General features: G+C 72.6%; 14 protein-coding genes. 6 read left to right on the top strand and 8 right to left on the bottom strand.

Annotation, left to right across the window (positions count from 1 at the left end):
• The first annotated feature begins 407 nt into the window (after positions 1–407).
• Positions 408–872 carry a dihydrofolate reductase family protein gene (locus ABEA87_RS25870; RefSeq protein ID WP_345633833.1) on the top strand — a complete coding sequence of 155 codons (465 nt, stop codon included), beginning with the start codon at positions 408–410 and terminating at the stop codon, positions 870–872.
• A 48-nt stretch (positions 873–920) separates the two neighbouring features.
• On the opposite strand, the gene ABEA87_RS25865 is transcribed toward ABEA87_RS25870, so the two are convergent.
• From ABEA87_RS25865 to ABEA87_RS25855, 3 genes are read right to left on the bottom strand one after another with little or no spacing between them, the layout of a single operon-like run.
• Positions 921–1,592: an SDR family NAD(P)-dependent oxidoreductase gene (locus tag ABEA87_RS25865; protein WP_345633831.1), complete on the bottom strand. Its 672-nt coding sequence runs from the start codon at positions 1,590–1,592 to the stop codon at positions 921–923.
• A gap of 49 nt (positions 1,593–1,641) precedes the next feature.
• The gene (locus ABEA87_RS25860; protein WP_345633829.1) at positions 1,642–2,217 is read right to left on the bottom strand and encodes a TetR/AcrR family transcriptional regulator; all 576 of its coding nucleotides are present in this window, start codon (positions 2,215–2,217) and stop codon (positions 1,642–1,644) included.
• Positions 2,218–2,267: 50 nt separating this feature from the next.
• Positions 2,268–3,122 carry a helix-turn-helix transcriptional regulator gene (locus ABEA87_RS25855; RefSeq protein WP_345633827.1) on the bottom strand — a complete coding sequence of 285 codons (855 nt, stop codon included), beginning with the start codon at positions 3,120–3,122 and terminating at the stop codon, positions 2,268–2,270.
• A gap of 127 nt (positions 3,123–3,249) precedes the next feature.
• Here ABEA87_RS25855 and ABEA87_RS25850 point away from each other — a divergent pair, with 127 nt between their 5' ends.
• The 3 genes from ABEA87_RS25850 to ABEA87_RS25840 all read left to right on the top strand — a co-directional run bounded on the left by ABEA87_RS25850 (position 3,250) and on the right by ABEA87_RS25840 (position 5,234).
• Complete coding sequence (locus ABEA87_RS25850; protein ID WP_345633826.1) at positions 3,250–4,245, top strand: aldo/keto reductase; 996 nt, start codon at positions 3,250–3,252, stop codon at positions 4,243–4,245.
• 176 nt (positions 4,246–4,421) lie between these two features.
• Positions 4,422–4,631 (top strand): hypothetical protein, encoded by a 210-nt coding sequence (locus tag ABEA87_RS25845; RefSeq protein ID WP_345633825.1) that lies wholly within the window; start codon positions 4,422–4,424, stop codon positions 4,629–4,631.
• Positions 4,632–4,697: 66 nt separating this feature from the next.
• The gene (locus ABEA87_RS25840) at positions 4,698–5,234 is read left to right on the top strand and encodes a GNAT family N-acetyltransferase (protein ID WP_345634005.1); all 537 of its coding nucleotides are present in this window, start codon (positions 4,698–4,700) and stop codon (positions 5,232–5,234) included.
• 52 nt (positions 5,235–5,286) lie between these two features.
• Here the strand turns inward: ABEA87_RS25840 and ABEA87_RS25835 are convergent, their stop codons facing one another.
• Entirely contained in the window at positions 5,287–8,709 is a 3,423-nt protein-coding gene (locus ABEA87_RS25835) for a BTAD domain-containing putative transcriptional regulator (protein WP_345633823.1), read from the bottom strand.
• A gap of 90 nt (positions 8,710–8,799) precedes the next feature.
• Entirely contained in the window at positions 8,800–9,768 is a 969-nt protein-coding gene (locus ABEA87_RS25830) for a quinone oxidoreductase family protein (protein WP_345633821.1), read from the bottom strand.
• A 66-nt stretch (positions 9,769–9,834) separates the two neighbouring features.
• Here ABEA87_RS25830 and ABEA87_RS25825 point away from each other — a divergent pair, with 66 nt between their 5' ends.
• Positions 9,835–10,275, top strand: a complete 441-nt coding sequence (locus tag ABEA87_RS25825; RefSeq protein ID WP_345633819.1) for a MarR family winged helix-turn-helix transcriptional regulator — start codon at positions 9,835–9,837, stop codon at positions 10,273–10,275.
• A gap of 69 nt (positions 10,276–10,344) precedes the next feature.
• Positions 10,345–10,992, top strand: coding sequence for a sugar O-acetyltransferase (locus tag ABEA87_RS25820; RefSeq protein ID WP_345633817.1), 648 nt, complete (start codon positions 10,345–10,347; stop codon positions 10,990–10,992).
• A 24-nt stretch (positions 10,993–11,016) separates the two neighbouring features.
• On the opposite strand, the gene ABEA87_RS25815 is transcribed toward ABEA87_RS25820, so the two are convergent.
• Genes ABEA87_RS25815 through ABEA87_RS25805 form a run of 3 tightly spaced genes read right to left on the bottom strand, consistent with a single transcriptional unit; the run spans position 11,017 to position 13,108 of the window.
• On the bottom strand, positions 11,017–12,234 hold the full coding sequence (locus ABEA87_RS25815; RefSeq protein ID WP_345633815.1) for an RNA polymerase sigma factor: 1,218 nt from the start codon (positions 12,232–12,234) through the stop codon (positions 11,017–11,019).
• A gap of 11 nt (positions 12,235–12,245) precedes the next feature.
• Complete coding sequence (locus tag ABEA87_RS25810; protein WP_345633813.1) at positions 12,246–12,584, bottom strand: YciI family protein; 339 nt, start codon at positions 12,582–12,584, stop codon at positions 12,246–12,248.
• Positions 12,581–13,108, bottom strand: a complete 528-nt coding sequence (locus tag ABEA87_RS25805; RefSeq protein WP_345633811.1) for an SRPBCC family protein — start codon at positions 13,106–13,108, stop codon at positions 12,581–12,583. The genes ABEA87_RS25810 and ABEA87_RS25805 overlap by 4 nt, the downstream gene beginning before the upstream one ends.
• Positions 13,109–13,242 lie beyond the last annotated feature (134 nt).

Below are 13,242 nucleotides of genomic sequence, written 5' to 3'. Positions count from 1 at the left end.
CGAAAATTAGCACGTCACGGTCCGTGCGGGCACGGTGTTGAGGTATCGGGCGGGCAACTGTGATCCTATTCAAAAGCCCGAACCACTACCGTTCGCTTGGTGTTCAACGCGTAGAGATGTCGACGCAACAGGTCAGACAAGGTGGCTTTCCAATCCCCGCACGAGCGGATTTTCCGCCCGACCTGTCGAAAACCCACCGGCCCGTCCGACGCGTTGGTGAGACGGCTCGTCGCGGCCCCTCCGGCAGGGTCCGCCGCTTTCGGGTCCCATGGGACCGAGGAGAAGGGAAGCCACCAATGGCCCTCGTGATCTGTGACATGTCGATGTCGCTCGACGGGTACGTCACCGGCCCGCGTGACAGCCGCGAGAACCCGTTCGGCGACGGTGCCCGGATGCTGCACGACTGAATGTTCGGCGCGGCGACCGACGAGGATCGGGCCATCCTGCGGGAGATGGTCGACGGTGTCGGCGCGATCGTGATGGGCCGCAGGTCGTTCGACAAGAACGAGGGCGGCGGCGGTTGGGGCGACGGCGGCCCACTCGGCGACACTGCCTGCTTCGTGGTCACCCACAACCCACCGGCCGGGTCGCACCCACCCGTGTACACGTTCGTCACCGGCGGCGTGGTCAGCGCCATCGAACAGGCCAAGAACGCCGCGGGCGACAAGGTGGTCGGCCTGCACGGCGCGACCGTCATGCAGCAGGCACTGCCGCTCGGCCTGGTCGACGAGATCCGCGTCCACGTGATCCCGGTCCTGCTGGGTGGCGGCACGCCGTTGTTCGGCACGCTCGATCCGTCGATCACGCTCGAGCGCACGCGGGCGCTGGTGACCCCGGCCGCCACCCACCTCGGGTACCGCGTCGTGCGGTGAGCGGGCCGCCCGGCCGGGTCGCCCCGGCCGGGCGGCGGGTAGGTGTGGTCAGACCGTCTTGACCTGGCCGCCGTCGATGAGAAACTCGGCGCCGGTGGTGTTTGCGGAGCGAGCGGAGGCGAGGAACAGCACCAGGTCGGCGACCTCGCCGGGCTCGGTGATCCGGCCGGTGCTGATCGCCATGCTCTGCGGCACCACCTCGTCGAGCGCCTGTTGCGGGGTGACACCCGCGCCGGCGGCGACGGCGTGCGCGAAGCCGTCCGGTCCGGTCCAGAACGGGGTCCGCACCGGGCCGGGCGAGACGGCGTTGACCCGCACGCCGCGCGGCGCGAACTCCTCCAGCAGGGCGGGCAGGGCCACCCGGCTCGTGCGTACGGCGCTGAAGAACGTCACGTCGAACACGCGCGCCCACTCGGCGTCGTCGACGTCGAGGAAGCCGGGCCGGGGACTGCCGGCGCCGACGTTGTTGACCAGCACATCCAGGCGCCCGTACGTCGAGAGCGCGGCGTCGACGAGCCGCTGCGGGGTGCCCGCGTCGGTGATGTCGGCCAGCACCACGGTGGCGCCACGCGCGGCCAGGGCGTCGAGTTCGGGGGTGCTCGTGCGGCTGGTCGCCACCACGTGCGCGCCCTCGTCCAGCAACGCCGCCGCGGTGGCCGAACCGATGCCCTTACCCGCGCCGGTGACCACGGCGACCTTGCCCCGCAGTTCGAGGTCCACCTCTACTCCTATTGTTGACTGAACAGTTCCTAATTCGGGTACACAAAAATCAGTCGAGCGCGCCCAGGGCGATCTCCACGGCGTTGGTGAGGAAGGCGCGGTCGGCGCGGGCCTTACCCATCACCCGCAGGCCCTGCACGAACGTGGTCAGGAACTGGGCCAGTTCCCGCGGGTTCTTGTCCGCCGCGAACTCCCCGCGGACCCGGGCCCGCTCCAACGCGCCGGCCAGGGCCGACTCGACCTGACCCATGGTGTGGGAGACCTGCCGCACGGTCTCCGGGTGCGCCGAGCGCTCGGTGGCCGCGTTGACCATCAGACAGCCCAGCTCGGGATCGGCCAGGTCGGCCTCCACCAGCCCCAGCAGCGCCGCCCGGAGGGCCGGGCGCACCTGCTCCGCCCGATCCAACATCTCGATCAGCCCCGTCGCGTGCCGCTGGCAGTAGCGTCGCAGCGCCAGCGCATAGAGCTGCTCCTTGGACCCGAACGCCTTGTACAGGCTGCCTCGGGCGATGCCCAGACCCTCGACGAGGTCCTCCGTCGAGGTCGCCTCGAAACCCTGACGCCAGAACAACTCCATCGCACGGTCCACCGCCGTGTCGATGTCGAACGTCCGTGGCCTGCCCATGCGACGACCATACGAGTAAGGGACTGATCTGTCCACAACTGTGCGAGCCGTCACCGCTCGGCGCTGGCCACCGCGGGAAACTCCTCGGTACCGAGCACCCACAGCAGCTCAAGCCGCTCGCGGGCCTCGGCGTTGGCCGGCGTGAGCACCAGCAGCTGCTGACGCCGGTCGGGCGTGACCAGCGTCTCGCAGTCCACCAGCACGGGCCCCACCCGCCGGTGCACGATGGTCTTGCGGTCGGCGCGCTTGACCGCCACCTCGTGCTCGTCCCACAGCTGGCGGAAGTCGGCGCTCGCGGCCTGCAACCGTTCGACGAGTCCCGCGACCGTGGGGTCGTCGGACCGGCGGCCGGCGGCCGCGCGCAGGTCGGCCACCAGCTGGCGGGAGTGGCGCTCCGTCTCCTCCGGCGGGTGAACGACGCGGGCGGCGGGCTCGGCGAACCAGCGGTACACGAGGTAACGCCGGTCACCGGAGAAGCCCGTGTGATCACCCATCAGCAGGATGGCCGGCCGGTTCTGGGCGAGTACCTCCCCCAGGTCGGACAGCACCAGGGCCGGAGTGTCGCCGAGCAGGTCGAGCATGCGCACCAGGCCGGCGCGGGCCAGGCGGGCCACCCCGTCGGCGGGCGGAGGCCGGTGACCGGCCAGGTAGAACAGGTGGTCGCGCTCGTCGTCGGACAGCCGCAACGCCCGGGCCAGCGCGCCGAGCAGCTGGGTCGAGGGCTGGCTGCTGCGGCCCTGCTCGAGGCGCACGACGTAGTCCACCGACATGCCGGCGAGCATCGCCACCTCTTCCCGGCGCAGCCCGGCGGTGCGCCGGCGGGGGCCATCGGCGATGCCGACCTCGGCCGGACGGATCGCCTCACGGCGGCGGCGAAGGAAGTCGGCGAGCTGGTCACGGCGCATGCCCCATGGTCCCTCGCGCGTGCCGGGCCGATCCAGGGAGCGGCGCTCCCACGATCAACGCTCCGCTCCCGTACGCACCGGCCTGGGCGCAGGGTGGATGACGTCATCGACGACGAAGGAGTACACAATGCGGACCCGAACCCTGGGCACGACCGGCCCGGCCGTCTCCACGCTGGGCCTGGGCGCGATGGGCATGTCGGGCGCGTACGGCCCGGCCGATCGCGCGGAGAGCATCGCCACAGTACGTGCCGCGCTGGAGGCCGGCGTCACGCTGATCGACACCGGCGACTTCTATGGCATGGGCCACAACGAACTGCTGCTCGGCGAGGCGCTGCGCGGCCGGGACCGGGACAGCTACCAGCTCAGCGTCAAGTTCGGCCTGCTGCGGGGGCCGGGCCCGGGATTCGGCGGCCACGACGGCCGGCCCGAGGCGGTCAAGAACTTCCTGGCCTACTCGCTGACCCGGCTGGGCGTCGATCATCTCGACATCTACCGCCCCGCCCGGCTGGACCCGGCGGTGCCGATCGAGGACACGGTCGGTGCGATCAAGGAGATGATCGACGCCGGGTACGTGCGGCACCTGGGCCTGTCGGAGGTCGACGCCGCGACGATCCGCCGGGCGCACGCCGTGCACCCGGTCGCCGACCTGCAGATCGAGTACTCGCTGATCTCCCGCGCGGTGGAGGCGGACGTGCTGCCGACGCTGCGGGAGCTGGGCATCGGCCTGACCGCGTACGGCGTCCTCGGCCGCGGCCTCATCTCGGGGCACTGGACCGCCGGCCACACCCCCGGCCCCGGCGACAGCCGCGCCTTCGGCCCACGCTTCTCGGCGGGCAACCTCGAGCACAACCTCGCCCTGACCGAGGCGCTGCGCCGGGTCGCCGACGCGAAGGGCTGCACCGTCGCCCAGCTGGCCATCGCCTGGGTGGCCGCGCGGGGCGAGGACATCGTGCCGCTGGTCGGGGCCCGCACCCGCGAACGGCTGGCCGAGGCGACCCCCGCCACGGAGCTGGACCTCACCGTGGACGACCTCGCCGAGATTGAGAAGGCGATGCCGCGGGGCGCAGCGCGCGGCGACCGGTACCCGTCCGCGCACATGCCCAGCCTCGGCGTGGGGAACTGAGCCGCTGGCGCGGGGGCGCTCGCGAGGGTGATGCCGGGCTGGCATAGTCGTCTGATCACCTGGGGAGGCGATGCGGTGAGCGTGAGGCGATCCTGGTCGGCACTGGTGGCGATCGCGCTGACCGGTGCGGTGGTCGCGGTGCCGGCGGCGCCGGCATCGGCGGACTCGCGACCGTCGTGATCGGCCTCGCGGGTCTCGTGCTGGTGGCGGCCGTCCTCGTGGTCATCGTTGTGCCGCTGCGGCACCGCAATCGTGGCGGCGGCCCCTACCCGCCGCGGTACGCGCCGCCGTCCGGCCAGTACCGCCAACCGCTACCCCCGTACCCGCCCACGCCCGGCGGCTACCCGACCGCGAATCCGGGGCAGCCGCCCTATCCGGGACGGTGACCACCGCGGGGCCGGGTACGTGCCGGACAGCGGCGGGAGCGGGATTTTGCGATCATGAGTCGCATGATGGTGAGCACCCGCCTGGTGACCCTTGAGGATGTACCGGCCGTCGCCGAACTGTTCCACGCCAACCGGGAGTTCCTACTGCCGTTCGAACCGACGCGGCCCGACGAATACTTCTCTGCCCAGGGGCAGGAGGCCGTGATCCGGGCCTCGCTGGAGCGGTACGCCGCGGGCATCACCGTGCCGCACGTCATCCTCGTCGACGACCGGATCGTAGGGCGGATCAACCTCAACGACATCGTGCGCGGCCCGTTCCTCAATGCCCATCTGGGCTACTGGGTGGGGCGGGCGGACAATGGCCGAGGCGTGGCCACCGCGGCCGTCCGACACCTGGCGCGGGTGGCGTTCGAGGAGCAGGGGCTGCATCGCATTCAGGCGGGGACGTTGCGTCACAACGTCGGGTCGCAGACTGTCCTGCAACGTAACGGGTTCGTCCGCTTCGGTGTGGCCGAGAAGTACTTGAAGATCGCCGGAAAGTGGCAGGACCACGTGCTGTTCCAGTTGCTGGCCGATGAGGAGAGTCGAAGCGACCCGCAGTAGGCCCGTACGCGCGATCTGGCCCCACAGGTCGGACGGGGTCCGGCCCCTGCCGCTACCGGTCGGGTAGGTCCGGAAGCGCCGACCGGGACCGGTCGGCGACCTGCGCGGCCCGCCGGTGGTGGCGCCGGGCCCGCTCCGGCCGCCCCAACGCGTCGGCCAGCCGGCCGAGGTAGCCGGCCACCGGGCCGAACGTCAGCAGTCCGCTGCCCGCGCCGGCCAGTTCGTCCTCGGCCGGCCGCAGGTCCGCGTAGGCCCGTTCCATCAACGGCCGGTCCCCCACGCCGAGGGCGGCCACCGCGAGCAGGCAGGCGCGCGCCTCGTAGAGCAGGTCGCGTGGCGAGTCCGGGATGGCCCGGGCGGCGGCAAGCGCCCCGGGGCGGTCTCCGGCCGCGAGCAGCCCGAACGGCCGTACCCAGTCCAGGTACGGCCCCCAGTCCTCACCGAAGTCCACAATGGACGATACGTGCTGATCGGTGTCTCCCACGTGGATGGACAGCAGGGACAGTGGCAGGATCCCTTCCTCCAGGCCCCACATGCCGGTGTCGCCCAGCCGGGCCGCCACCGCCCGGTACCCGGCCTCGGCGCGCGCCGGCCGGCCCGCCACGGCCAGCCGCAGCGCGGCGTACCAGCCGGTGAACACGCCCACCAGCGGAATGTCGTAGCGCGCGGCCAGCCGGTCGGCGGCCGCCGCGTGCGCATCGGCCGCGGCGAAGTCGGCCAGCGCGCAGTGCGCCTGCAGCAGCACCAGCTGGCCGAGCACCTCGAAGGTGACCAGATCGTGGGCGGTGGCAAGCTCCACCAGCTCCGCCCCGATCGCGGCCCGCGCGGGTGCCAGCCCGGCGCGTTCGAAGGTGTGCATGAACCGCCCGTTGAGGGCGAAGGCCAGCAGACCCGGGTCGCCCAGCCGGCGGGCGATCGACTCGGCCTGCCCGGCGGCCTCCCGGCCACGGTCGGACCGGGTGCCCCGCAGCTCCATCGCGAGGGTGCTCAGCAGCCGCGCCCGCTCCACCAGCGCGTGCGGCGACAGGTCGGCCAGGGTGCGTTCGGTGACCGCCACCACCCGCGCGGCCAGCGCGGGATCGTCGTTGGCGGTCCAGACGCCCGGCACGTCGAAGGCGCCGATCACGCGGGCGGTCAGGCCGGGGTCGGCCAGCCGTTCGGCGGCGGCGAGGGCCTCGGCCCGGTGCCGCCGGGCGGCCTCCAGCGCACCGGTCACCGCCAGCGACCGCACCAGCCCCATCACCAGCTCCAACCGGGTCCGCACGTCGCCAGAGCCGTCGCCGGCGCCGGTGCCGGTGCCGGTGCGGTCGTGCGCGGCCAGGGCCGCCCGCCACAGCCGCGCGGCCTCGTGCGGGGCGAACCGCCGCTCGGCGCGTCCGGCCGCCGCGGCGGCGTAGTGGGCGGCCTTGGCCGCGGTGGCCCGGCTGTCGGCCAGCAGGTAGTGGTGCGCCAGCGCCTCGACGTCGTCCGGGTGTACCCGTTCGAGGACCTCGCCCACCGTGGCGTGCCAGCGCGCCCGGCGTGCCCTCGACACCTCCTCGTAGAGGGTGTCGCGCACCAGGGCATGCGCGAAGCTTGACCGGTCCGGGCCGCGCTCGACCAGGAAACCCAGCAGCAGAGCGGAGTCCAGCGTGTCGAGCACGAGATTTTCGTCGCCGGCAAGCGGTATCAACACCTCGAGATCCACGTCCCGGCCGATGACGGCGGCCTGCCGCAGCACGGTGCGGGCGGCGTCCGGCAGGGCGGCCAGTCGGTGCCGAATGACGTCGCGCACGCCGGCCGGCACCGCTGCGAGCGCGGCGTCGCCCTCGGCGTCGAACAGCCGGGCCAGTTCGCGCACGAAGAACGGATTGCCGCCGCTGCGTTCGTGAATCATCCGCACGATCGGGTCGGGCACCGGGCGCCGGGTGGTCGCGGCCACGAGCTCGCCGACCGCGGCACGCGGCAGGCCGCCTAGGTAGACGCGGGTGGGTTCGGCGCGTGCCGTGCGGGCGAGCAGTTCGGCCAGGCCGGTGGAGATTTCGGTGGTACGCAGCGTCGCCATGACCAGCACCGGGTGCGCCGGCGGCTCGGAGACCAGCGTGGCCAGCAGCGCCAGGGTCTCCTCCCCCGCCCGGTGCACGTCGTCGAGTACCAGCAGCAGCTTGCCTCGCCCGGCCACGGTGTCCAGATAGGACACCACGGCCCGGTGTACCCGGAACCGGGCCGCGGCCGGGTCCTTCGCGTCCTGCGGGGGCACGGTCGTCGCCGGGGCCCGGCCGTGACCCGCCTGCGCGAGACCGGCCAGTATCCGGGTCCACGGCCAGGCGGGCGGCGCGCCCTCGTGCTCGGGGTTGGCGCCCCAGGCCGTGGTCCAGCCCCGCGCCGCCAGGTCCGCGATCAGCGCCTCGGCCAGCGCGGTCTTCCCCGCGCCGGCCTCACCGGAGATCAGGGCCAGCTCGAGCCCGTGCCGGGCCCGCGCGTTGGCCCCGGCGGCGGCCAGTAGCGCGAGTTCGGGTTCGCGCCCGACCAGCCCGGGTCGCCGCACCCCGGGGCCCGCGACCGGGCCGGCGGAATCGGAGACCGTGGCGGCCTGCCGCCCGGAGACCGTGGCGGGGTCCCGGCCCGAGACGGTGGCGGCATCCCGGCCGGAGACCGTGCCGGGGTCCCGGGTCGGCGGCGCGCCGGCGCCGGGAGCGAGCAGCGACGGGGCCTGGGCGAGGATGTCCGCCTCCAGCGCGCGCAGCGCCGGCCCCGGATCCAGGCCCAGCTGCGCCACCAGGGTGTCCCGGGCGGTACGCAGCGCCGCCAGCGCGTCGCCCTGCCGGCCGGCCCGGTACAGCGACAGGGCGAGCAGCCGCCAGGCATGTTCGCGCCACGGGTACTCAGCCACGTGCGCCCGCAGGTCGGCGGCGACCGCGTCGGCCCGCCCGAGCGCCAGCCCGGCCCGAGCCCGCCGCTCCACCGCCAGCAGCCGCAGCTCGTGCAGCCGGTCGATCTCTGCGCGGGCCCAGTGCGCGTCGGCGAACTCCGAATACGCCGGCCCCCGCCACAGCGCCAGCGCGGCGTCCAGGCCGGCGAGCGCGGCCTCGGCGGTCGGCGGGTCGCCTCGCGGCGGCCCGGGCGCCAGCGACTCACCCGCCAGCAGTTCGCCCGCCTCGGCCAGGGCCGACTCGAACCGCCACGCGTCCACCGCGCCGGGCTCGGCCCGCAGCGCGTACCCGGGTGCCTCGGTGACCAGCAGCCGGGCCGGGGTCCTCGGCGGCCGGTCGGGCTCGATGGCCTGGCGCAGGGCGGCCACGAAGGTCTGGATCGCGCCGACCGCGTTGTCCGGCGGCTCGTCCCACAGGTCGTCGACGAGCAGGCGGACCGGCACCACCCGGCGCCGGGCGATCAGGAGCCGGGCCAGCACCGCCCGGTGCCGGGGCCCGCGCAGGGCGACCGGGCCGCGCGCGTCGCGGGCGACCAGCGGCCCGAGCACGCCGAATGTCACCACCGCCCGATCACCACCGGATAAAGGTAGCCGGGACGCGCCGGCGGGGTCCGGCCGTCGGGCAGGCCCGCCCGTCACCTCATGACCCGCCCGTCACGGCATCGTGATCACGACCCGGCCGAGGTTGCCGCGGGCGTCGAGGATCTCGTGCGCCCTCGCGACCTCGGCAAGCGGGAGCGTGGCGTGTGTCGCTGGGCGCAGCACCCCGTCGGCGAGCAGGCGTGCGGCCTCGGTGAGGTCGGCGCGCGCCTCGGCGGGCCGGGCGGCGCGCCAGGCCAGCGTGGACATGCCGGTGACCGACTTGAGCGCGAACAGGCCGTGAGCCGCCACGGTGGGCACCTCGCCGGTGATCGCGCCGTAGGTCACCATCCGTCCCAGGGGCGCCAGCAGGGCCAGTCCCGCGTCGAACACGCCGCCGCCGACGGAGTCGAGAACCACATCGACGCCGTGCGGCGCGGCGGACCTGACCGCCTCTGGCCACGACGGGTCGCCGGAGTCGGCGGTGGCGTCGGCGCCGAGCGAGCGGACGAATTCCCGCTTGCGCGGGCCGGAGGCGGTGCCGACGACGGTACCCGCGCCCAGCCGTCTGGCCAGTTGGACGGCGAGGTGACCGACGCCGCCGGCGGCCGACTGGATGAGCACCGTCTCGCCGGCGGCCAGCCGGCCGACCTTCAGCAGGCGCAGCGCCAGCGGTGCGGTCATCGGCAGCACCGTCGCGGTGGCCGCGTCGAGACCGGCCGGTACGGGGGCCAACCACTGCGCGTCGGCGGCCACGACCTCGGCGAAGGCGTCCTCGGACAGCGCCGCCACCCGGTCGCCGACGCGCACGCCCTCGACGCCGGGGCCGAGCGCCGTCACCCGGCCCACCACGTCGCCGGTGAGCCGGCCGGGCAGCGGCCGGGCCCAGGCGCCACCGCCGCGGCGGAACACCGTGTCGATGGCATTGGCCCCGACCGCCTCGACGGCGATCAGCACCTGACCGTGGCCGGCCTCGGGTGCCGGGATCTCCTCGACGCGCAGCACGTCGGGGCCGCCGTGGCTAAGGTAACGAACCGCCTTCATGGGTCTCTCCTATCATGGGGTTCACCCACAATAGGAGAAGCCCGCAACTTGCGCTAGGGTGCGATCGTGACTCACCGCCTCAGCGATCGGGTTGTCTGGCTGGTCGGCCGGGTGTCGCTGCACGCGCAGAGGCTGGTGCAGGATCAGCTCGCGACCGGCCCGCACCGCAAGCAGCACTACGGGATACTGGCCAGCCTCGCCGACCGCGGCCCGGCGGTGCAGGCGCAGCTCGCCGACCGGCTGCAGCTCGACCGCAGCGACCTGGTGTCCTTCCTCGACGAGCTGGAGGCGGCCCGCTACGTGGTGCGTCGCGGCGACCCGGACGATAGGCGCCGCAAGATCGTGGCCATCACCCCGCGCGGACAGAAGCTGCTGAGGGAGCTCGACCTGCTGGTGTACTCGGCGGACGACCAGTTGCTCGCCGCGCTCTCACCGGACGAACGCGTCACCCTCGCCCGCCTCCTGGCCCGCGTCCTGCCCGACGCCGACCGCCCCGATGCTGGTTAGCCGCAAGACGCTTCGGTGGTGCGGTCGTCCCAACCTCGTTGGTAGTTGCCGTACCCTGCTGTAGAGATCATGTTCGCTGAACTTGGTACGGATGGAAGGAAGAGTCGCAACGTGCCGCACGGTGATGAGCAAGAGGTCTTGGATCGGATTCGTCAGGGCCTCATCTACACCGAGTCGGAAGCGGCGTTCCAGACTTCCTCGCGGCGTACCGATCTCATCTTCGAGTACAACCACACGCCGCCCGGCGAAGCCGACCGGCGACGGTCGTTACTTGTCGCCATCCTCGGCTCGGTGGGAGAGCGCACCGTACTGCTCCCGCCCTTCCACGCCGGGTTTGGCAGTAACGTTCATATCGGCGACGACTTCTTCGGAAACGTCAATCTCACCTTCGTCGACGACGTCGAGATCCGCATCGGCGACGGCGTCATGATCGCGCCCAGCGTGACGCTGACGACAACGGGACACCCGGTTCATCCGGCCCGCCGGGTTGACTACGCGCGGTTCTCGGAGTCGATCGTGATCGAAGACAAGGTTTGGATCGGCAGCAATGCCGTCGTCCTGCCCGGGGTCCGGATCGGATACGGATCCGTCATCGGCGCGGGCAGCGTCGTCAGCCGGGACATCCCTCCCATGGTGGTCGCCGTGGGAACGCCCTGCCGTGCGCTGCGAACCATCACCGATGACGATCTGACGACACGCACCGCAGCCATCGGTTAGTGACCGTCGGCAAAGGACGCCCGGTCAGCAGACCGCCAGTCGACTGCGAAGAAACCGGCGCTCGGCCTCGGTCGGGGCGATGTCGAGGGCGGCACGGTAGCTCTCCGCGGCCTCCGCGCTGCGGCCCAGCCGCCGCAGCAGGTCCGCCCGGGTCGCGTGCAGCAGGTAGTAGTCGTTGAGCTGTCCGGTCTCGACGATCGCGTCAACCAGTGGCAACGCCGCCTCGGGGCCGTCGGCCATGCCGATCGCCGCGGCACGATTCAGGTCCACGATCACACTGGGCGCCACGCGCGCGAGCTGCTGATACAACCCGACAATCTGGGGCCAGTCGGTCGCGGCCGCGACCGGGGCCGTGGCGTGGCACGCCGCGATGGCCGCCTGGATCTGGAACGGGCCCGCCCGGCGCCGGCGCAGCGCCCGCTCGATGATCGCGGCACCTTCGGCGATCTGAGCCTGGTCCCACAGCGAGCGGTCCTGCTCCTCCAGGGTGACCAGATCGCCGCCCGGACCGGTGCGGGCCGGCCGTCGGGCATCGTGCAGCAGCATGAGCGCGAGCATCCCGTGCGCCTCGGGCTCATCGGGCATCAACGCCGCCAGTACCCGGGCCAGCCGGATGGCCTCCCCGCACAGCCGGGACTTGTTCGGGTCGCCGTACCCCTCGTTGAACAGCAGATAGAGCACGTGGAGGATGGCCGGAAGGCGCTCCGGCAACAGATGCCCGGGTGGCACCCGGAACGGGATGCTCGCGTGTGCGATCTTTTGCTTGGCCCGGAAGAGGCGTTGGCTCATGGTGCGCTCCGGCACCAGGAACGCGCGGGCGATCTCGCCGGTACTCATCCCGGCCAGGCTCCGCAGGGTCAACGCCACCTGCGCGTCGAGGTTCAGCGACGGGTGGCAGCAGGTGAACATGAGCTCGAGACGCTCGTCCGGGATCTGACTGTCGCGGGTGTAGCATCGCGGTTCCGGCTCCATGGCGGCCACCTCTCGCAGTTTTGCCGCCTCCATGGACGCGCGCCGCAACCGGTCGGTGGCGCGGTTGCGGGCCGTGGTGGTCAGCCACGCCAGTGGTTGATCCGGGACACCCGACTCCGGCCACCTCTGGAGTGCCTGCGCGAACGCGTCCTGCGCGCACTCCTCGGCCAGGTCCCAGCGACCGCCGGTGAACCGGATCATGGTGGCCACGACCCGGCTCCAACCGTCGGCGTAGATCCCGGCGATCCGGACCTTAACCTCTTCCGACACCGGGCCTCACACTAATCCTCGTCGACCCAGAACGGGCGCAGCTCGATCACTCCGGCCCACGCCATCGGATGCTTGGACGCGACCTCGATCGCCTCGTCGAGGTCGGCGCAGTCCAGGACGTCGAAGCCGGCGATCAGGTCTTTGGTCTCCGCGTACGGGCCGTCGGTCAGCAGCACCTCCCGGTCGCGCACGCGCACCGTGGTGGCGTCGCTGGCCGGTCGGGTGCGGCTGCCCATCAGCCGGATGCCTTTACCGTCCATCTCGTTGACCCAGTCGTCCACGTCCGGGGCGCCCTCCTCCTGGCCGGGCGTGTAGTTCGGGTCGACGCAGACGAGCATGAGGTACTTCATCGGGATGCTCCCATCGCGGTAGTGGTGGCGGCCATCGCGCCGATCGTGGTGGTCATGTTGCGGCACAGGGTGACCAGACGCGTACCGAGTTCCTGAGGGTCCGCCTCGGCCCGGGTCCTGGCGCCGGTCATGCCGGGCCCGTGCGTGAACGAGTGGTACACGAGCGTGGTTCCCGGCTCGACGCCCTCGCGAAGCTCGTACCGCCATGCCGAGCCGACCAGGCCGCCGGCATCGAGCACGGTCCAGGCGAAGGCGCTCGGTGGCCGCGCTTCGGTAATCACGCAGGTCACCGTACCGATTTGTCCGTCCGGGAAGCGGTTGTGGGCGGTGAACCGGGTACCCGCGGCCGGGACTCGCGCAGGCTCGTCCCAGCTGCCCCCGATCGTCTCCGGACTCCATTCGCCGATCCGCTCCACCGCGGTGATCAGCTCCCACATCCGCTCCCGCGACACGGGGACCGTCAGCCCGACGGCCACCTGCGCACCGGTGACCACATCCATGGCGCTCTCCTCTCCGTTCGTCACCTGGATGACGATCGGGCGAGCGGCTCTACTACAGGCTCGCGCCAAGATTTTTCGCCGAGATTTCCGCGCGGCCCACCACGCCCGCGCTGGAGCTCGACCTGCCGAGGTACCCGGCCGGCGACCGGTAAACCCAG

The sequence above is a fragment of the Rugosimonospora acidiphila genome (assembly GCF_039543385.1).
Classification (GTDB): Bacteria; Actinomycetota; Actinomycetes; order Mycobacteriales; family Micromonosporaceae; genus Rugosimonospora; species Rugosimonospora acidiphila.
Note: the sequence above shows the minus strand (reverse complement) of the source record. Positions and strands in the feature narration are given on the sequence as shown.

What these genes read in the sequence shown, in the direction of transcription:
- ABEA87_RS25870 (WP_345633833.1), top strand. Translation starts at nt 408, where the DNA reads ATGTTCGGCGCGGCGACCGACGAGGATCGGGCCATCCTGCGGGAGATG.
- ABEA87_RS25860 (WP_345633829.1), bottom strand. Translation starts at nt 2,217, where the DNA reads ATGGGCAGGCCACGGACGTTCGACATCGACACGGCGGTGGACCGTGCG.
- ABEA87_RS25855 (WP_345633827.1), bottom strand. Translation starts at nt 3,122, where the DNA reads ATGCGCCGTGACCAGCTCGCCGACTTCCTTCGCCGCCGCCGTGAGGCG.
- ABEA87_RS25850 (WP_345633826.1), top strand. Translation starts at nt 3,250, where the DNA reads ATGCGGACCCGAACCCTGGGCACGACCGGCCCGGCCGTCTCCACGCTG.
- ABEA87_RS25840 (WP_345634005.1), top strand. Translation starts at nt 4,698, where the DNA reads ATGGTGAGCACCCGCCTGGTGACCCTTGAGGATGTACCGGCCGTCGCC.
- ABEA87_RS25830 (WP_345633821.1), bottom strand. Translation starts at nt 9,768, where the DNA reads ATGAAGGCGGTTCGTTACCTTAGCCACGGCGGCCCCGACGTGCTGCGC.
- ABEA87_RS25820 (WP_345633817.1), top strand. Translation starts at nt 10,345, where the DNA reads ATGTTCGCTGAACTTGGTACGGATGGAAGGAAGAGTCGCAACGTGCCG.
- ABEA87_RS25810 (WP_345633813.1), bottom strand. Translation starts at nt 12,584, where the DNA reads ATGAAGTACCTCATGCTCGTCTGCGTCGACCCGAACTACACGCCCGGC.